General features: G+C 63.1%; 15 protein-coding genes and 1 pseudogene. 3 read left to right on the forward strand and 13 right to left on the reverse strand.

The features are described from left to right. Nucleotides 1-43: 43 nt before the first annotated feature. Genes AC4ELS_RS20190 through AC4ELS_RS20205 form a run of 4 tightly spaced genes read right to left on the reverse strand, consistent with a single transcriptional unit; the run spans nucleotide 44 to nucleotide 4,295 of the window. Nucleotides 44-1,720, reverse strand: coding sequence for a ribonuclease J (locus AC4ELS_RS20190; RefSeq protein ID WP_055113186.1), 1,677 nt, complete (start codon nucleotides 1,718-1,720; stop codon nucleotides 44-46). After that, nucleotides 1,720-2,622, reverse strand: a complete 903-nt coding sequence (gene dapA / locus AC4ELS_RS20195) for a 4-hydroxy-tetrahydrodipicolinate synthase (RefSeq protein ID WP_499048923.1) — start codon at nucleotides 2,620-2,622, stop codon at nucleotides 1,720-1,722. Before dapA ends, AC4ELS_RS20190 begins: the two co-directional genes overlap by 1 nt. Nucleotides 2,623-2,680: 58 nt before the next feature. Then, on the reverse strand, nucleotides 2,681-3,433 hold the full coding sequence (gene thyX / locus AC4ELS_RS20200) for an FAD-dependent thymidylate synthase (protein WP_491838794.1): 753 nt from the start codon (nucleotides 3,431-3,433) through the stop codon (nucleotides 2,681-2,683). A 46-nt stretch (nucleotides 3,434-3,479) separates the two neighbouring features. Beyond that, a complete protein-coding gene (locus AC4ELS_RS20205) occupies nucleotides 3,480-4,295 on the reverse strand; it encodes a hypothetical protein (RefSeq protein WP_499048926.1) in 816 nt (271 codons plus the stop codon). Between the two features lie 98 nt (nucleotides 4,296-4,393). On the opposite strand from AC4ELS_RS20205, the gene AC4ELS_RS20210 reads away from it, so the two are divergent. The 3 genes and pseudogenes from AC4ELS_RS20210 to AC4ELS_RS20220 all read left to right on the forward strand — a co-directional run bounded on the left by AC4ELS_RS20210 (nucleotide 4,394) and on the right by AC4ELS_RS20220 (nucleotide 6,553). After that, complete coding sequence (locus AC4ELS_RS20210) at nucleotides 4,394-5,368, forward strand: DUF3558 family protein (protein WP_491838792.1); 975 nt, start codon at nucleotides 4,394-4,396, stop codon at nucleotides 5,366-5,368. Nucleotides 5,369-5,464: 96 nt separating this feature from the next. Beyond that, nucleotides 5,465-6,340, forward strand: a pseudogene (locus tag AC4ELS_RS20215) (hypothetical protein); the annotation flags it as partial. Nucleotides 6,341-6,373: 33 nt separating this feature from the next. Continuing rightward, the gene (locus tag AC4ELS_RS20220; RefSeq protein WP_499049149.1) at nucleotides 6,374-6,553 is read left to right on the forward strand and encodes a DUF4926 domain-containing protein; all 180 of its coding nucleotides are present in this window, start codon (nucleotides 6,374-6,376) and stop codon (nucleotides 6,551-6,553) included. A 201-nt stretch (nucleotides 6,554-6,754) separates the two neighbouring features. On the opposite strand, the gene AC4ELS_RS20225 is transcribed toward AC4ELS_RS20220, so the two are convergent. From AC4ELS_RS20225 to AC4ELS_RS20265, 9 genes are all read right to left on the reverse strand, one after another. After that, nucleotides 6,755-7,141, reverse strand: a complete 387-nt coding sequence (locus AC4ELS_RS20225) for a hypothetical protein (RefSeq protein ID WP_499048929.1) — start codon at nucleotides 7,139-7,141, stop codon at nucleotides 6,755-6,757. Nucleotides 7,142-7,227: 86 nt separating this feature from the next. Then, on the reverse strand, nucleotides 7,228-8,616 hold the full coding sequence (locus AC4ELS_RS20230; protein WP_499048932.1) for a hypothetical protein: 1,389 nt from the start codon (nucleotides 8,614-8,616) through the stop codon (nucleotides 7,228-7,230). After that, nucleotides 8,613-8,876 (reverse strand): hypothetical protein, encoded by a 264-nt coding sequence (locus AC4ELS_RS20235; protein WP_499048935.1) that lies wholly within the window; start codon nucleotides 8,874-8,876, stop codon nucleotides 8,613-8,615. The genes AC4ELS_RS20230 and AC4ELS_RS20235 overlap by 4 nt, the downstream gene beginning before the upstream one ends. Nucleotides 8,877-8,999: 123 nt before the next feature. Continuing rightward, nucleotides 9,000-9,836, reverse strand: coding sequence for a hypothetical protein (locus tag AC4ELS_RS20240; protein WP_499048938.1), 837 nt, complete (start codon nucleotides 9,834-9,836; stop codon nucleotides 9,000-9,002). After that, nucleotides 9,829-13,029 (reverse strand): type I restriction endonuclease subunit R, encoded by a 3,201-nt coding sequence (locus tag AC4ELS_RS20245; RefSeq protein ID WP_499048941.1) that lies wholly within the window; start codon nucleotides 13,027-13,029, stop codon nucleotides 9,829-9,831. The genes AC4ELS_RS20240 and AC4ELS_RS20245 overlap by 8 nt, the downstream gene beginning before the upstream one ends. After that, nucleotides 13,026-14,123 carry a PDDEXK nuclease domain-containing protein gene (locus AC4ELS_RS20250; RefSeq protein WP_499048943.1) on the reverse strand — a complete coding sequence of 366 codons (1,098 nt, stop codon included), beginning with the start codon at nucleotides 14,121-14,123 and terminating at the stop codon, nucleotides 13,026-13,028. Before AC4ELS_RS20250 ends, AC4ELS_RS20245 begins: the two co-directional genes overlap by 4 nt. Before the next feature lie 168 nt (nucleotides 14,124-14,291). Beyond that, nucleotides 14,292-15,344: a 5'-nucleotidase gene (locus AC4ELS_RS20255; RefSeq protein WP_499048946.1), complete on the reverse strand. Its 1,053-nt coding sequence runs from the start codon at nucleotides 15,342-15,344 to the stop codon at nucleotides 14,292-14,294. Next, the gene (locus tag AC4ELS_RS20260) at nucleotides 15,344-16,528 is read right to left on the reverse strand and encodes a restriction endonuclease subunit S domain-containing protein (RefSeq protein ID WP_499048948.1); all 1,185 of its coding nucleotides are present in this window, start codon (nucleotides 16,526-16,528) and stop codon (nucleotides 15,344-15,346) included. Before AC4ELS_RS20260 ends, AC4ELS_RS20255 begins: the two co-directional genes overlap by 1 nt. Continuing rightward, nucleotides 16,521-18,146, reverse strand: a complete 1,626-nt coding sequence (locus AC4ELS_RS20265) for a class I SAM-dependent DNA methyltransferase (RefSeq protein WP_499048950.1) — start codon at nucleotides 18,144-18,146, stop codon at nucleotides 16,521-16,523. Before AC4ELS_RS20265 ends, AC4ELS_RS20260 begins: the two co-directional genes overlap by 8 nt. Nucleotide 18,147: the final 1 nt, after the last annotated feature.

Consider the following 18,147-nt stretch of genomic DNA (forward strand, 5'->3'; position numbering starts at 1 on the left):
CAATCTAACCGGCCCGGCCAGGCGGTCCGGGCACCAAATTCGGCTAGATCTCGATGACGGTCGGGACGATCATCGGCTGGCGACGGTAGGTCTCGCCCACCCACTTGCCCACGGTCCGCCGGACCGCCTGGGCGATGCGGGTCGGGTCGGTGACGTTATCGGCGGCAAGGCTTTCCAGCTCGCGCTCGACGTTGCGGGCGACCGCCTCCAGCGCCTTCGGATCCTCCGAGAAACCGCGGGAATGCAGATGCGCGGGTGCGGCGGGCTTTCCGGTCTCGCGGTGGATCACCACGGTCACCGCCACGAAGCCCGAGGACAGGATGAGGCGTTCACCGAGTGTGGCGTCACCGACGTCCCCGGTGATCAGCCCGTCGACGAACATCTTGCCGACGGTCACCGCGCCGGAGATCGAGGCCTTACCGGCGACGAGGTCCACACTCACGCCGTTCTCGGCCAGCACGATGTTCTCCTGCGGCACCCCGGTGCTCGCGGCCAGCGCCGCATTGGCGCGCATGTGCCGCCAGGTGCCGTGCACGGGCATGACATTGCGGGGCCGCACCCCGTTGTAGAGGAACAGTAGCTCACCCGCATAGGCGTGGCCGGAAACATGTACGCGCGCTTGGGCGTTGGTGACGACACGGGCCCCGATCTTGGCCAGCGCGTCGATGACGCCGTAGACCGCTTCCTCGTTGCCCGGGATCAGCGATGAGGACAGGATGATCAGATCGCCCGCCGTCAGCGTGATGCTGCGATGCTCACCACGCGACATCCGCGACAGCGCCGCCATCGGCTCGCCCTGCGTGCCGGTGGTGATCAGCACGACCTTGTCGGCCGGCATCATCTCGGCCGCTCCGATGTCGAGGATGTCGGAATCGGCCACCCGCAGATAGCCGAGCTCGCGGGCGATGCCCATGTTTCGCACCATCGAGCGCCCGACGAACGAGACCCGCCGGCCCAGTGCCACGGCGGCGTCGACGATCTGTTGCACGCGATCGACGTTCGACGCGAAGCAGGCCACGATCACCCGGCCCTCGGCGCCGCGGATCAGCCGGTGCAGCGTCGGGCCGACCTCGCTCTCCGACGGGCTGACACCCGGGTGTTCGGAGTTGGTCGAGTCACACAGGAACAGGTCGACGCCGGCATCGCCGAGCCGCGACATGCCCGGCAGGTCGGTCGGACGGCCGTCGAGCGGTTGCTGGTCGAGCTTGATGTCGCCGGTGTGCAGCACGGTGCCGGCGCCGGTGTGGATCGCGACGGCCAGACATCCCGGGATCGAGTGGTTGACCGCGAAGTATTCGCATTCGAAGACGCCGTGCTGGCTGCTCTGCCGCTCGCCGACCTCGACGAACACCGGCTTGATCCGGTGTTCACGGCACTTCTCGCGAATCAGTGCGATGGTGAACTTCGAGCCGACCACCGGTATGTCCGGACGCAACTTGAGCAGGTAGGGAATCGCGCCGATGTGGTCCTCGTGCGCATGGGTGACGACGAGGGCTTCGACGTCTTCGAGGCGGTCCTCGACGTGGCGCAGGTCCGGCAGGATGAGGTCGACGCCGGGTTCGTCGTGCCCGGGGAACAGCACCCCGCAGTCCACGATGAGCAGCCTGCCCAGGTGCTCGAAGACCGTCATGTTGCGGCCGATCTCGCTGATTCCGCCCAGCGCGGTAACTCGCAGACCGCCGGGGGCCAGGGGCTTGGGGGGCGCGAGTTCGGTGCTCACTATCGCAACACCGCTGCCGCGCGCATGTCGGCGGCCAGCGCCTCGATCTCGGCGGGGGTGGCGGGGATCTGCGGCAGCCGTGGCAGGCCCGCATCGAATCCCTGCAACCGCAAACCTTCCTTGGACATGGTCACGCCGCCGAGGTGGGCCTGGGCGCGGGCCAGCGGGGCCAAAGACAGGTTGATCTTGCGCGCTGTCGCGATATCGCCAGAGTTGAACGCGGTCAGCATGTCTCGCAACTGTCCGGCGGCCAGGTGGCCCCAGACGCTGACGAAGCCAACCGCCCCCATCGCCAACCAGGGCAGGTTCAAGGTGTCGTCGCCCGAGTAGTACGCCAACCCGGTCTCGGCGAGCATCTCGCCGCCGCCGTGCAGATCGCCCTTGGCATCCTTGACACCCACGATGTTCGGGTGAACAGCCAGGGCACGGATGGTCTCCCAAGCGATCGGGATCGACGAACGCGGAGGGATGTCGTAGAGCAGGTTCGGCAGGTCGGTGGCATCGGCCACGGCCGTGAAGTGCGCAAGCAGCCCCGCCTGCGGGGGCCGCGAGTAGTACGGCGTCACCACGAGCAGGCCGTGTGCCCCCTCGGTGGCGCAGGCCTTGGCCATGTGCACGCTGTGCGCGGTGTCGTAGCTGCCCGCCCCGGCGATGATGCGGGCCCGGTCCCCCACGGCCTCCAGCACCGTGCGCAGGAGCGCGAGCTTCTCGTCATCGGTGGTGGTCGGGGACTCACCGGTGGTGCCCGAGAGCACCAGGCCGTCGCAGCCGGCGTCGATCAGGTGATGGGCCAGGCGGGCGGCAGCATCGAGATCGAGCGAGCCGTCGGGCTTGAACGGCGTCACCATTGCGGTCAACACCGTGCCCAACTGCGCCGTTACATCGATTCCGCTCGTACTCACGCGCCAAGATTACCCTGGGTCGATCGGACCTCCGTCGCCGTACCAACCGGCGACTCCGTCAAGCCTCCGTCGCCAAAGGCGAGGTAGCCACCTCACTACCATCCGCCAGCGTCGAAATCTCGAAATCGGAGAACACCGCCGGAGCCGCCTCCACGAGCTCACGCAGACAGGCGATCGCCAGCCTGCGGATCTCCACATCGGCATGTTCACTGGCCCGCATCGCGATGAAATGGCGCCAGGCGCGGTAGTTGCCGGTGACCACGATGCGGGTCTCGGTGGCATTGGGCAGCACCGCCCGGGCGGCCTGTCTGGCCTGCTTGCGACGCAGGACCGCGTTGGGTTGGTCGGCGAACTTGGCCTCCAGCCGATCCAGCAGCTCGGTGTAGGTCGCGCGGCTGGCGTCGGCCGCCGCGGTGAAGATCTGCACCAACTCCGGGTCGTCCTCGAAGCCAGGCGGAACCACCACCTCGGCGTCGTTCTCGGGGACATAGCGCTGCGAGAGCTGTGAGTAGGAGAAATGCCGGTGCCGGATCAGCTCGTGGGTGGCCGACCGGGAGATGCCGCTGATGTAGAAGGACACCGATGCGTGTTCGAGCACCGAGAAGTGGCCGACGTCGATGATGTGGCGGATGTAGCTCGCGTTGGTTGCCGTTCGTGGATTGGGCTTCGACCAACTCTGGTAACAGGCCCGGCCGGCGAACTCGGTGAGCGCAGGCCCGCCCGCGGCATCGGTGCTCCACGGCACGTCAGGCGGTGCCTGGAATTCCGTCTTGGCGATCAGCTGCACGCGCAGCGGCGCGATCTCGGCCACTCGCCCACCCTACTGTCGAGCTGCAGGCGGACCGCACCAATGTGCCTCATCGGTAGATGGTGGCGACCCACGGTTGCGCGCAGAAGTGCTGAGCCGCGGTCGCCGGATCGATACCGGCGGCTTTCATCGCCGCGGTCCGCGTGGCCAGTGCGCCCGGTGGATAGTCGTCGTTGGAGAGGGCGCAATCGACGTTGCCGTTGCGGATCCACTCACGGATGTCGCCCGGGCTCTTCGGCCAGTCCGGGACCTGGACGTCGAGTGCGACGGCTTCAGCCAGGACGTCGGCGTCCCACCGGTAGAGGGTGACGGCTCCCGCGGCCGCGCCGGAATGCGCGTAATTCCCGAAGAACCCTTCGGGCGTTCGATAGAACTGCCGAAATCCGAACAGTTCGCCGGCACGGACGAAGTGCGTCGGCTGTCCGGTCGGCCGCCACACCGCCATGGGCTCGCCACCCGTTCCGCCTCTTCCGGTGACGACCAGCAGGACCGGGGTGCCGCTCTGGTCGATGTCCTGCAGCACTGCGGCCACCCCGGTCTGGCCGATCTTGTCGGTGGGTTCGCGGAACTCCTGGACGGTTGTGTCACCGCGTCGGACGCTGAACGACCACGCCGGGTCGCTGGACACGGTGATGCTCGAATCGCCGTCGAGAGTCAGTGTGCAGCGGATGTTTTGGTGATCCAACGCCGGTTCGAAGGAGATCGACACGGAGGCGCACGGCGGCAGTGCCTGTGGTCCTGCGGTGTTCGTGGCACCGGCCGAGGACGTCGTCGGCGTCTCGGTTGCGGGTCGCTCCGGTGTGCATCCGCCCAGCAACAGTGCCACCGCAACGACGGCCGCCGAACCCCACCCCCGGATCTGCATCGTCAGATCGTATTGCCGGAAATGCCGCTACTATCGCGCGATTTTCTCCGCCAAGATGAAGGGCAAGCTTCTGGCTTCATCCAGCGTGGGGGGACGCAATGTCGCAGTCGGTGCGGGTCGGGTTGTTCTCGGCAGTGGTGATGCTCGTCGCGGGTTGTTCGACGACGACCTCGACGACGCCGGCTGCGCCATCGTCGACTTCCGGGCCGGCACCGCAGCCGCTGTCACGTGCAGAGACCATCGCGTGGGCGCGCGGGATCGATCCGTGCGCCTTGATCGAGCCCAGCCATCTCGAGGCGCTCGGCACCGTCAAGGCATTCGGCACGTCGGCGAACTCGACCTCGTGTGAAGCCGTCGTGGATGACGGTTCCTCCCGCGGGATCGACGTCTTTTGGTCAGTTGCCTTCGTACCGTTCGACTTCCTGACCTCGTCGCTCGGCTCTCTCGAGGAGATCGACGGTGTCAAGGCGCGCCGTATCGATGCCGCCTCAACTCTCACCCCCGAGGTGCGCGCTCAGCTCGTCGAAAGCGCATGCAGCTACGACGTGGCCTTCGAGAACGACATCGCGGTGCGGCTGCGGGTGTCGATGGAGCGCGATCGGGATGCGTGCGCGACCGCCAATCCGTTAGCCCGCGCGGTGATCTCGACATGGCCGGAGCACCCGACGCAGGGCAGTTCCCCGCACACGACGGTGACGGCCCTCACCGACGCGGCCCCGTGCGCGGTGGTGCCGACGTTGCAGGAGTCGCGAAAGGTGTCGTTCGACTGGAAGGACCAGTCCCTCACGTCGTGCTTCTTCACCGTCGACGCGACCGAGGTCTTGGTGACCTTCGACTACCGGTCGCGGGAATCGGTGGCCGCCGAGGCCGAGCCGACGAAGTTCGGCGATCACGACGGTTACCGAAAGGTCCACGAGGGAACGACCTTCGCTGACGCCGTCGTCGGTGACGACTTCGACGGCGTCGACGCCGGCCACCCGAGCCGACTCGTCCCCGTCGTCGCGGTCGACGGAGACGACGCCGCGGTGGTCTCCGACGTCACGACGGCGGTGGTGAATCAGCTCCCGCGCTGACCCGCAGGCCCCGGATTCACCCGAACCGGCAGGCTCGCGCTCCTAGACTCGGCTGATGTTCCGCGTCGTCTCGATCGCACACCACGAGGGTTCGCAGTGCTGATCGGCGTAGCCGCCGCACTACTGGCGTGCGTCGGCTACGGGACAGCCTCGGTACTGCAGTCGTATGCCGCAGGGCATTCCGTCGACGCGACCGAGACCGCAGAGCGCGGCCCCACCCTGCGTTCGACGATCGGCGCGATGCTCGCCCCGATCTTCATCGCGGGCATGGCGCTGGACCTTCTCGGCTTTGTGGGCAGCCTGGTCTCGGCCCGTTTGATTCCACTGTTCCTGTCGCAGACGATCATCAGCGCCAACCTCGTGGTCACCGCCGTGCTGAGCATCTTTGTGCTCGGCGTCCGACTCCACCGGCGCGACTGGACCGCGATCGCGATAGTTCTTGTGGCGCTGTGCATCCTGGGAGCCACCGCCGGGCCGCTGGGTGACCGGAACCCCGGGGCGGTCATGCATTTGGGTGTCCTGGTCGTGTCGGCGATCATCCTCGGTCTCGGTGCCGCGCTGGCCCGGCTGCTCGGGCGCAACGCCGCGGTGCCCGCGGGCCTGATCGCCGGCGTGCTCTACGGGTCGATGGCGGTGGCAATTCGGCTCGTGGACGGTCTCGATCCCCTGAACCTCCGTGTGCTGATCGCCGACCCGGCGTCGTGGGCCGTGGTGCTCGCCGGTCTCGGTGGCTTCTATCTGTTCACCGTCGCTCTGCAGGTCGGATCCGTGAACGGGGTGGCTGCGGCATTGGTGGTCGGCGAAACCGTGGTGCCCGGAATCGTCGGGGTGGTTCTGCTGGGTGATGTTTCGCGACCGGGCTACGGCGCTCTCGTGGTCATCGCGTTCATCGCGGCCGTCGGCGGCGCCGTCGCACTCGCCGTATCCAGCGCCGCCGAGTACGAGCGGGCGCAGAGTACCCCGCAACCCGGGCCGGCACGACCGGAAGAGCGCGGTCGCGTCCGACTGAGACAACCGATGCCGGAGCACAACCTGCCCGCTGGGGCGGTCGGGACCGTCGTGATGGACTACACCGATTTCGGGCAATCCAATCTCCCACCCGCCTATGAGGTGGAGTTCATGGATTCGCAGGGCAATACCGAAGCCCTCGTCACCGTGCCCGAGGAATTCCTCGAAGTCATCTAGCGCCGGAGTTCTCACCTCGAGCCCGGCAGATCTTGCTAGGAAGTCGCCACTTCAACAGCCATGTCTTCGACAACTCGTCGCCCCTCTTCGGACCGTCTCCGCATGGAGTGAACTCCGTCTGATTCGCAGGGAACTGATGCAGACCATCCTCGCTCACCCAGAGTCCGCATGTAGACCATGTCAATTGCCACGAACTGGGCCTCAATGACCCGACACGGATACGTAGATGCGTGACTTACCGGACGGCAGTTGCCCCGAAATCACGCTGAGATTGTTCGCGCTGTCAGTGAGAAGCACTGCGCCATGCCGCAAGTCAGACAGGAGCGAACAAGCCAGACCATCGGGAAGTTCAGACTTCCTCAGTTCCTGGCATGTCGTTGGCGTCATTGGAACCGGTGCGGAGTCGACTTCTACTGGCTCGGGGGGAGGTGACGATTCGAACACCCCGTCGTAGCTGGCACCGCCGGAACCTGGCGGTGGCATTTTGATCATCGAACGAAACGAGTAGCCGTCAGGGACGGTAATGCCGAGGCCGTTCAGTTCGTGCTGCGACTCGGCCTCGTCGAGCGCATTCTTCTCGAAGGTCACCTCACCAGAACAGCCAGCTAAACCCACCAGAGCCAGCAATATGGTCCCGAGAAAGTACCGTGCCATCGTTGCCTGTACCTCACTTGTCACTGGGCTAGGGTTCGGATGCTGCTTGTGCCGGTAGTGTCAAAGCCGCGGGCCCAGCCGATGTCCCGCAGAGTAGCCAAATCATCGATTGCGGCCCGCTTCATATTCTCCATCGGTCCGCCGCCAACCCCGTTGGGGTGCGCGTAGTCCGTGTAGTCGTAGACGAAGTAACGTTGCCGCACAATCGGTTCGTGGTCAGAACCGATTTCCACTTGAGTCACTACTTGTACTGAATAGCGACCCAGCGCATATACGTTGTCTGGGTTGCTGGTGCCGACCGGATTCCAGCCCTTTCCCATCGCCGCAGTGTTCGGATCAGCCCCATACACTTCGGTGTAGACAGACTGACCCGAATTCGCCGCATTTGCAATCGCCGTCTGCCGTGCGTTCTCCAGGACTCCTGGCAAGGCCTGGTTTCCTTGATATCCACTCGTGGTGTCGTTAGCCAGAGCATCGGTCTGCGCGGTACTCAACCGGAACGGCTTGGCCATGGATGGATCACGTCCGCCGGATTCATTCGCCATGTAGTGGTCCATGACATCACCGGTCAAGTCCCAGCCGTGTGCTCGCATGTAGGCGATCGCTAACTCGCCCTTGGCACGCGCCTTATTGCCCAGCAGAGTCCGCTCTAACCCATTCTTGTCCGAGGCAGCAAATTCTTTGTCCCGCGGCATGAGGTTCGGCGGAAATATTGGTGCCTCACGGTCGATAGCGCTGTCGTCCACCTCGATACTTCCACCGGCAGGTGCTGGATCCAGCGGAAATGGAGCGTCAAAGGGAGTCTCCTTGATTTCGTTGCTCACTAGCTGAGTCAAGTCATGGCCGTCATCACGTTCGCCATCGAAGCGGATTCCCTGCAACTCAGCGGCTTTAGCTGTGAGCCGTTCACCTACAAGGCTGTCAGTCTTGACCAGTTGCTCAGCGTTCCATCGAATGTACTCGGCGTGTTCCACAGCGGTTTGCGCGCGGTTAGCAGGCGCTCTGAGCAGTGACGACGCATAACGGGTGTCGGTCAACGACAAATCCTCATTCACGGTGAAGCCGTCCGCCTCTGCCTCAGCAATCGCGTTCAATGCATTGCGCTGGGCAGCCTTGATGTCAGCGCTTCCGTTCTCGGCCGTGCTCGCGGCTTCACGCTGCACATCACCCTGCCTACGGACCGCCGAACAGTCAGCCGTCACCCGATACAAGGCGGCGTCCTTGGCATCCCCCGACCATTCGGTTCCAGCAGGTGCGGCGATGTTCAGCCGATGCTGGTCGAACGCCGTCTCGGACTCCGTTGCGCGTTCTCGCCAGCGATTAGCGGCGTCGTCCAGGTGGGTGGTCGGCCAGTCCTCGATCTCCGACCGCGTCGTCAATCCACCAGTACGAACGGGCGCGGCGCTCATACCGTCCCCGTGATGTCGTCCGCCGCGTCACCATCCACATGTTCATAGCGGGCGCTGCTTACCGACAGGTCATCAGCCTGGTCCGAGATTCGGATGGATTGGCGATCCCGCAATGCGCCGATCGCCGCGTCGAACGCGCCGACTCCGGCGTGGCTCGCGTGGCTACCGGACGCACCGACCGCAGTTCCCACTTTAAGTGCGGACGCGACAATATCGCTGGCACCCGACGCCGTTCGCAATCCGTCCGTATTGACTTCCAAACCACTCGCCACTGCACCCCCCGGAGCTAGCTAACTGCTGAAGGAAGTTACCTCATGGTGCCCGGAGCCCTTTCGGGGTACTCGCAAAATTCCGGTAAATCCGAACTGCTGAGGCTTCCGAGCTCACCAATGGCGGCCCTGCCCCGGCGGGCCGATGAGGACCTCCCGCGGATCCTGACGTGTCGTCAGGACCTCAAAGGCTTGTTCGGAGTAGCATTCCGTGGAAAATTCCTCGCCATCACGATCAAACCCAATCTCGTTAATGCGCAACGCAGTTGTCCACTTCCACTCCGCCATGTTCTCGACAACATCACGTACCGAATCAAGGCAGTCCTGACAATCGTCGTCGCCGTCGTCATTGACGTGGGCATCACAGGACACGAAGTCGGTCTGGTGCACGTGGCCGGGGTCGTAGAGATGCGCGACGGGCGGCCAGTCCAGGTCGAACCATTGCCCCGGTTCGATCCCGTAGATGCGGATCGCTTCCTCAAGCGCTGCCTTCTTGTCGGCATCGGTCCACGTCATCTCCGGAGCCAGTGCGACGTCCTCGATTGGGCTGGTCCCCCGGTACTCGGCCGGATCACCCACTGGCTCCGGCGAATCCACGGTCGCCGCCGCGGCACGGTCGTACCAATGCAGAGTGCTGAGCTCGTCATGACGCACCGTCGCCGGGTCCACGGGATCGGTCACTTCGGCTTCCAAATACGCCCAGCGGTGGCGGTTCTCGTGTACCACTCGCGGCGGCAGCACCGCGATGATGTCGCGCTCGATCACCAGATCTTCCGCAGCCTCCCACGCGTGGTCGACGGCACCCTCCTCTACCAGCTCCCGTGCAAATGCCTCTTGCTGCGTGCGCAGCAAATCCACGTGTCGTTTCCGCGCAGCTGGGTCCGTGAAACGCGGGTCATGCAGGAACCCGTCCTGCACCGCATCGAACACCCGAGCCAATCGATCAACCATCTTCTCCCCCTGTTGTTTTCAGCCGCACAGCTTCGGCATATCGCGGCGCCAACGCCTCCATCTGGTCAATCACCAGCTTGATGGCAGATGCTTGTTTGTCGGGCGGGTATTTGTATTTGACCAGGAGCCGTTTGATCGACGACCGCAGTTTGGCCCGCACATCATCACGGACGGTCCAGTCCGTCTTGGTGTCCCGTTGCATTACGGTGACCAGCTCCCGCGCGATCTGCGCGAGGATGTCCTCCCCCTGGAATTCGAGTGCTGATTCGTTGTCGGCGACCGCGTCATAGAAGGCCAACTCGTCGTGTGACAGCGGCGGCGAGAATCGCTTGCCGCGGTCACCTTCGGCGGCAACTTCTTTGGCCATCGCGATGAGCTCAGCGATCACCTCGGCAGAGGTGATCTGCTGATTGGTGTACTTGCGCATCAGCTCGCCGACACGGTCGGAGAATGAGCGTTGCCGCACGAGGTTGTTACGGGTGGCCACTCCCATTTCCTCGGTGATCAGCGCCCGCAGCGCCTCGATCGCCAGGTGAGGGTTGTCGGAACGCTTGGTTTTGGCTTCGAATTCGGGGGTCAGTTCCGACAGTGACGGCTTGGACAGTCCAGCCGCCTCGTAGATGTCGACGATGCCGCCGGCTGTGGTCGACTCGTCGACGAGCACCGACAGCAGCCGTTTGATGTCCTCAGGGATCGGTTTGCCCTCGGCCTGACGCTGCTGCGCGTCGAGCTTGCCCATCACCACGCGAACCTGCTCGTAGAACTTGACCGTCTGGCGCAGCGCGTCCAGGGTTTGGTTACCCGCACACAATGACCAGGCCCGCGCCAACTGCGCGGACAGCGTCCGGAACCTGTCCCCCAGGCTTGGCTCGGCCTGGTTTCCCGGCGTACCGGGGTCCCGCAGGCGCCCAGCGAGATTGACGGCAGTCTTCAGCCAACTGCCGTGCTGGGCCGTGATTTTCGACCGCCAGTCATACACGGCACACAACTCGTCGAGTTGACCGACCAGCGCGGTCGTCAGTGCGACCGCCTCGTCGACGTCCTTGCCGAGCGGCTGTTCCTTGCGGTCGGTTTCGGTGTATTCGGCGAGCGCCTCGGCCAGGTTGTCAATCAATGGTGCGTAAGCGACCAGCAGGCCTGAGGGCTTGCCCCGGAAGGTGCGGTTGACACGCGCCAGCGTCTGCATCAACAACGCCCCCTTGAGAGGGCGATCCAGATACAGCGTGTGCAACGGTGGCGCGTCGAACCCGGTGAGCATCATGTCTTTGACGATGACAATCTGCAGTTCGTCGTCGGCGTCGCGCAGGCGCTTTTGAATGGTCTTGTTCTGGCCTTCGCGGCGAACATGTTTGGCGATCAGTCCCTGGTCCTGCGCGGAGCCCGAATAGACCACCTTGATGACGCCCTTGTCGATGGAATTGTCATGCCACTCAGGGCGGAGGGTGACGATCTCCTCGTAGAGGCGCGCGCAGATCTCGCGGGTCGCGCCGACGATGAAGGCCTTGCCCGGTGATTCGATGAACGGCCGCATGGCTTCTGAGCGGGCATCCCAATGCGTAACGATGTCCTGAGCAAGCTTGGCCAACCGCTCCGGAGCGCCGTAAATCGCGTTGATGACGGCGACGGACTTCTCGATCTGGGCGCGTTCCACATCGTCGAGGCCGAGGGTTGCTTCGTCCACAGCGTGGTCGAGGTCGTCTTCGCTGAAGTCTTTCGACCAGCCGACCTTGGCCAGCCGCGGCTCGAAATAGACCGGCACCGTGGCCTTGTCTTTGACCGCACGGGTCAGGTCATAGACGTCGATGTCGGGACCGAACACCTCGCGGGTATCGCGATCGATCCCCGAGATCGGTGTCCCGGTGAAGGCGATGAACACAGCGTTGGGCAGTGCGTCACGAATGTGGCGGGCATATCCGTCGAGTTGGTCGTAGTGGCTGCGGTGGGCTTCGTCGACGATCACGATGACGTTGCGACGATCACTGAGCAACGGGTGGTCCGACCCGGACTCGCGTTCCTGCTTGGTCAGGTCGAACTTCTGCAGCGTGGTGAAGTAGATGCCACCGGTGGTGCGGTTGGACAGTTCGTCGCGCAGCTCCGAGCGCTTGGATACCTTGACCGGCGATTCCGCAAGCAGGCGGGACCGGTTGAAAGTTTCGTACAGCTGGGAGTCGAGCTCTTTACGGTCGGTGACGACGACGATGGTTGGGTTCTTGAGTTTGGCCTGTTGGGCGACCAGGTGGGCGTAGAGCTCCATCTCCATCGACTTGCCTGAGCCCTGGGTGTGCCAGACGACGCCGGCCTTGCCGTTGGTTTCGGCGGCCTGCACTGTGGAGCCGACTGCCTTGGTGACGGCGAAGTACTGGTGTGGCTTGGCGATTCGTTTGGTCAGCCCGTCGCCGTCTTCGTCGAAGGCGGTGAAGTTGCGCAACAGTTGGAGAAAGCGTTCGGTGTTGAACAATCCGTCGATGAGCGTTTCCAGCTCGATCGGGACATCTTCGTCGACGGCCAGGTCGCCGAAGGTAACGAGCTTGCCGTCGTCGTCGACGTTCCACGGTGCGAAATGCTCGAATGGCGTGAACGGGGTGCCGTAGCGGGCGTTGATGCCGTCACTGATCACGGTGAGCACCGCGAACCGGAACGCCATGGGAAATTCGCGCAGGTACGTCTGCAGCTGGGCGTGCGCGCCGGCGATGTCGGCGTGTTTGGCGCCGGCCTGTTTGAGTTCAATGATCCCGACCGGCATGCCGTTGAGGTAGAGGACGATGTCGAAGCGCCGGTGTTTTTCCTGGGTGCGGACCGTAACCTGCTGCACGGCAAGGAATTCGTTCTCGTCGGGCTTGTGGCTGACTAACCGGATCGTCGGGTTCTGCTCGATGCCGTCCGCGTCGATGTAGCTGATGCCGCGGTAGCCGTGGACGAGATACTGGTGCAGTCGGTAGTTTTCGGCGAGCGCGTCCTGGGACTGGGGCTGGATGATCGCGGCGCGGGCCTGGTCAAGGTAGTCGACAGGGACGTCGGGATTCAGGTCACGCATCTTGGCGAGCATGCGCCCGGGCAGCACGATGTCGTCCCACGATTCCCGGCCGTCGTCGGCGCCTGGGGCGATCTGGTTGCCGGTAGCCGTCTCCCATTCATGCTCGCCGAGGGTGTCGAGCGCCACCAGTTCCCAATCGGCTTCACTGAATCCGGTCACGGCGAATCTCCTTCGGTCATGTCGCCTTCTAGTTCGGCTTCGAGTTCTTCGACTGTGGGCAGGCCGGCCTGTAGTTCTTCCGGCAGGCTGGCGATGATCGCGGTCTTCCACTCCGCGACACCGATCGGCGCTGCGTAGCCACGCAACGCATACTCAGCCACGACATTGTTCTTGCTCTTGCACAACATCAGACCAATGGTCGGCTTGTCGTCAGCATGGCGCAGTAGGTCGTCGACAGCCGCCATATACATGCCGAGCTGCCCCAAGTAACTGGGATCAAAGTCTCCCGCTTTGAGCTCGACCACCACGAAGCATCGCAGCCTCAAGTGATAGAACAGCAGGTCGGCGTAGAAGTCGGCATCACCGAGCTCGAGGTGCACCTGACGGCCGACGAACGCGAAGCCCTGCCCGAGTTCGAGAAGGAACTTCTCGACGTGGTTGGTCAGCGCCGTTTCCAAGTCATACTCGCGCCGGACATCGGCGATACCCACGAAATCGAACAGGTAGGGGTCACGGGTCGCTTGCTGGGCCAGGTCCGAATCAGCCGGAGGCAAGGTGCGAGCGAAGTTGGTGACCGCCTGTCCGGAGCGCTCGTGAAGCTGGGTGTCGATCTGGTGCACCAGTACATCTCGGCTCCAACCCTGCTCAATCGCGGCTTCCGCATACCAAAGCCGAAGGTCGAGAGCATCGAGCTTCTCCAACAATGCGATCTGATGGCGCCACGGCAATGTTGCAACGCTGCGTTGCAACATTGCCCAGTCCGGCCATGCCTCGGCGAATGTTCGCATATATCGGAGGTTCCGAGGCGAAAACCCTTTGGCATGGGGGAAGCGCTCGCGCAGGTCCGCCGCCAGGCGGTCAACGACCCGAGCGCCCCAGCCTTCGAACTCCATGCGGGCCACGATTTCTCTGCCAACCTGCCAATACGTGGCAACCAACTCCTGGTTGGCCGCTCGGACCGCCCGCTGACGGCCGGTCTGGACATGGTCGGCGACCGCATCAAGCAACTCGGGATACCACGCCGGCACAGCGGCAGTGGTGGTTGTCATGGGAAATCGTGCACCTGCCGCGCCGGGCTTCTCCTGTTTTGTCATAGCCCCAACTCTCCGCGTCAGGACCGACAAAACTCGCGGCGAGTACGGAACCTGCGCCGTCCATCGCCGGGTTGTCCCTTGCGCTGCCGCAAGAGCGCAAGGGTGCGACCGCAAGAGTGCAAGAGAACTGAGTCTGTTGCCAGGCGCCTGAACTCCTCACCACAGACGTTAGGCGATCTGCTGCCTTGCCGGTTCATCCGTCACCCCCTCTAGCGCACCAACGGCCATTAGCGCCGCTTGCTCCTCGCTATTAGGAGGAAAGCCCACATCGACGCCGCTTCCGTCGCGAGCATGCGCCTCGTTTGCGACCCCATAGGGAATGTGCACGCCAGCGATGTGTTCGACGGCCGTATCGAGGTGTCCCTGTTGGTCTTCGAAGAAAATATGCGGGCGGAGCACCTGAAGCACCGTCGACTTCTCGATCCCGCCAAGGAAGAACGCGTCGTTCACGTTGACACCCCAGGCGCGAAGCGAGTTGACCGCCCGCTCGTGAGCAGGTGCGTTCCGTGCGGTGACCAACGAAACCCGCAGCCTGGGTTCGTACGATGCATCTGCGGACATACGTTCCGCTTCAATCGTCTGAATCCTGTTGAGATCTTCCAGAAGTGGCTTCAGAAGACCAGGCGCAAGTGGAACATCCCGTTTTGTGGACTCATGTTCGAGGTAGTCCTCAAGACCGCCAGAAGTCCTGTAAACCCGCTCAGACTCATCGCTGGCAAGGACACTGTCAAAGTCGAACGCGACCCGCAACGATGCGTCGTTGGCATCGTATTTTGCCGATGACGGAAGCACATGACCTGCAGGCAATCCCAACGCGATGGCGTCGTCCACGTCCCTTCGGTTCCCCGAGAGGAACAACGACATGCTGAATGCCTTGATGTATGCGTATGGAGACTGGCCTTGGGTAAAGACCGCACGGGTCATCTTCAGCCCATGCGCATCAACTGACCTCATCACCCTCAGCCCAGTCATCGGGTCGTTGCGCGACAGGATGATGACCTCGACCAGAGGATCACCAGGCCGAAGATCATTGAGTGCCAATAATCGCTCGATAAACGGGAATGCGACGCCTGGCTTAAGTGTCTTATCGAGCCGATTATCTTGGTACATACGGTATTTTGCCTCGCCGTGTTTGCGGAAGTAGGCATCAGACTTTGACAAATCGAAGAGAGCGCTTGACGCGACTCCGACGACCAAGCGGTCCGCCAGCTCGTAGGGCATTACAGCACCTCCGCAGCAGCAGCCTCTGAGTCCTCGACCCGGATCTTGCCGGACATCAGGAGTGGGAGGAGTTCGTCGCGGGTGCGAGCCAGCTGACGCGACTCCGCCTGCACAGCCACATACGAACTGACCAACGGTTCCGCAACCGCTTCCAGAGCCGCTAGCGCTCTCCCATGTGGAACGCGAAGCTGCGAACGCGCCAGGTCCGCCTTATTGAGGTGTATCACCGTTGTTGCAGACTTCTCTCGCTCCAGCGCGGAGAGGACCGGACGGATTGCCTCTAAAACAAAGGCCGAGCCTGCCTCCTTGGCCCGGATCCTGCATACTCGCTGATTCAACAACCCCGGCTGGCCGATCCAGCACTTGGCTCGGAACTCTCCGTCCATTCCGACGAGCACATCTCCGGGCTCGACAATGACCTCACCCGGTCGTGTCTCAGTCGTCCACACCTGAGGGGCGTTCGACTGGAGGTCACGGATGCGGATCAAAGGTCGCCCGACACCCACCGCCGAAAACGATCGGCTTTTGTACGCCTCGCCGAAGTCGACTTCAAAAGCATCGAAGAACCGTACGGTCGCAGCTTCCGCGGTGGAAACTGCTCGCCGAAAGCGTGCCGATAGAAGTTCAGCGATCGCAGATGTCGTACGTTCATTAGCCGCAATCTTGTCGTCGATCGCGCCCAGAATACCGATTGCCACCAGCTGCTCGTCAACGGATGGGAGCCTCATGCTGATCGAATAGATGTCGGACAGGCTGATGAAATCAGCCATATCAGTCTGCCCTTTGAGGGCATCGGCCTGGTTCCAGAACTCTTCGCTCTTGAACCAGTAGTAGAGGTAACGAGCTCTCAACGGCCCGTTGGCAACTGGCCGGAAATAGCATAACTGGGGACTGTAGGCAAAGGCCGGACCGCTGGAAGGCATGATGGCCACACGCCCAACCGTTCCCTTGGTCGTAAGGACAACGTCACCAGGCTTGGAGGTCTTTGGACCCAGCGCCGGCAACTCGGTGTCCGGCGTGTTGATCGGAAATGACGACGGACGTACTCTGCCTTCCGCGATATCTGCGACCCTCAGGATGGAGAGCGGGAATCGATCCAATCCGGCGGAGCGTGGCCTTCCCGCGCCAACCTCGAGCAGATTAGCTCTCACCAGGTCTGAGAATGCAACCACACGATCACCCATCGAGATGCTCCAACTGCTTCCGCACAACAACTTCCAGCCGCGCCGACTCGTCAAATGCCTCCAGCAGCTCCTTTGTCAGCCGCGCGATCTTCTCGTCGATCGGCTCACCGTCATCCTCGACCTTGGCGGCCCCGACATACCGTCCCGGTGTTAGCGCGTAGTCGGCTGCCTTGATCTTTGCGAGCGTGGCTGACTTACAAAAGCCCGGAACATCCTCGTAGGTAATCTTTTTCGCCTTGGCTGAAGTCGACCCGCGCCAGGCATGGTAGGTATCCCCGATCCGGACGATCTCTTCGTTCGACAACGCACGCTCGGCCCGATCCACCATGTAACCCAGTTCCCGCGCATCGATGAACAACACCTGTCCGGACCGATCCTCAGATCCCTGCTTGCCGACGGTCTTGTCCTTGGCGAAGAACCACAGGCACACCGGGATCCCGGTGCTGCGGAACAACTGAGTCGGCAGCGCGATCATGCACGACACCAGATCAGCTTCGACGATCTGGGCACGAATATCGCCTTCACCGTTGGAGTTCGAGGACATCGACCCGTTGGCCATCACCACGCCGGCCTTCCCGCCCGGTGCCAACTTCGAGAGGATGTGTTGAATCCAGGCATAGTTGGCGTTGTTGGCCGGCGGCACCCCGAAGCGCCAGCGCGGGTCTTCCTCGTTGCGGGTCCAATCCTTGATGTTGAAGGGCGGATTGGCCATCACGTAATCCATCTGGACGTCGGCATGCTGATCCCGGGCGAACGTGTCACCCCAGCGAGCACCCAGGCCCTTATTGTCGATGCCGTGGATGGCGAGGTTCATCTTCGCCATCCGCCAGGTCTCCTCGATGCTCTCCTGGCCGTAGATCGCAATGTCTTTGGGATCACCGTCATGTTCGGCAATGAACTTCTCGGTCTGTACGAACATGCCGCCCGACCCACAACACGGGTCGTACACCCGACCCTTCGTCGGTTCCAGCACTTCCACGATTACCTTCACCACACTGGGTGGGGTGAAGAACTCGCCGCCGCGCTTCCCTTCCGCCCGAGCGAAATTCCCCAGGAAGTACTCGTAGACCTCCCCCATCAGGTCACGCGCCCGGTGCTCACCTTGACGGCTGAACCGGGCACTGTTGAACAGGTCGATGAGTTCTCCGAGCCGGCGCTGGTCTATGTTGTCGCGGTTGTAGAGCCGCGGCAGGGTGCCGACGAGGGTGGGATTGGCCTTCATCACCGCATCCATCGCCTCGTCGATGAGCTGGCCGATGTTCTTGGCCACCTCGCCCCCGGCGGCGGGTTTGCCCTTGGCGTTCTCCGCCAGGAAGTTCCACCGCGCGTTCGGCGGGACCACGAACACGTTGTAGCCGTGGTATTCCTCAGGGTCATCGATCAGATCCTCGATCTGCGACTCGTCCATCCCGTCAGCGGCCAGCTCGGCGCGGATCGCCTCACGCCGTTCGTCGAACGCATCCGAGACGTACTTGAGGAACACCAGCCCCAGGATCACGTCCTTGTACTGGCTGGCCGACAGCGAGCCACGCAGTTTGTCGGCGGCCTTCCACAGTGTGTCCTTCAGTTCCTTCATCGTCGAAGGTGCCTGCGGCTCTTGTTTCTTGCGGGGCGGCATC

The sequence above is a fragment of the Mycobacterium shunyiense genome, assembly GCF_058270035.1.

Coding starts and splice junctions, on each gene's coding strand:
- AC4ELS_RS20205 (WP_499048926.1), bottom strand. CDS start 4,295: ATGCAGATCCGGGGGTGGGGTTCGGCGGCCGTCGTTGCGGTGGCACTG.
- AC4ELS_RS20210 (WP_491838792.1), top strand. CDS start 4,394: ATGTCGCAGTCGGTGCGGGTCGGGTTGTTCTCGGCAGTGGTGATGCTC.
- AC4ELS_RS20230 (WP_499048932.1), bottom strand. CDS start 8,616: ATGAGCGCCGCGCCCGTTCGTACTGGTGGATTGACGACGCGGTCGGAG.
- AC4ELS_RS20240 (WP_499048938.1), bottom strand. CDS start 9,836: ATGGTTGATCGATTGGCTCGGGTGTTCGATGCGGTGCAGGACGGGTTC.
- AC4ELS_RS20250 (WP_499048943.1), bottom strand. CDS start 14,123: ATGACAAAACAGGAGAAGCCCGGCGCGGCAGGTGCACGATTTCCCATG.
- AC4ELS_RS20255 (WP_499048946.1), bottom strand. CDS start 15,344: ATGCCCTACGAGCTGGCGGACCGCTTGGTCGTCGGAGTCGCGTCAAGC.
- AC4ELS_RS20260 (WP_499048948.1), bottom strand. CDS start 16,528: ATGGGTGATCGTGTGGTTGCATTCTCAGACCTGGTGAGAGCTAATCTG.
- AC4ELS_RS20265 (WP_499048950.1), bottom strand. CDS start 18,146: ATGCCGCCCCGCAAGAAACAAGAGCCGCAGGCACCTTCGACGATGAAG.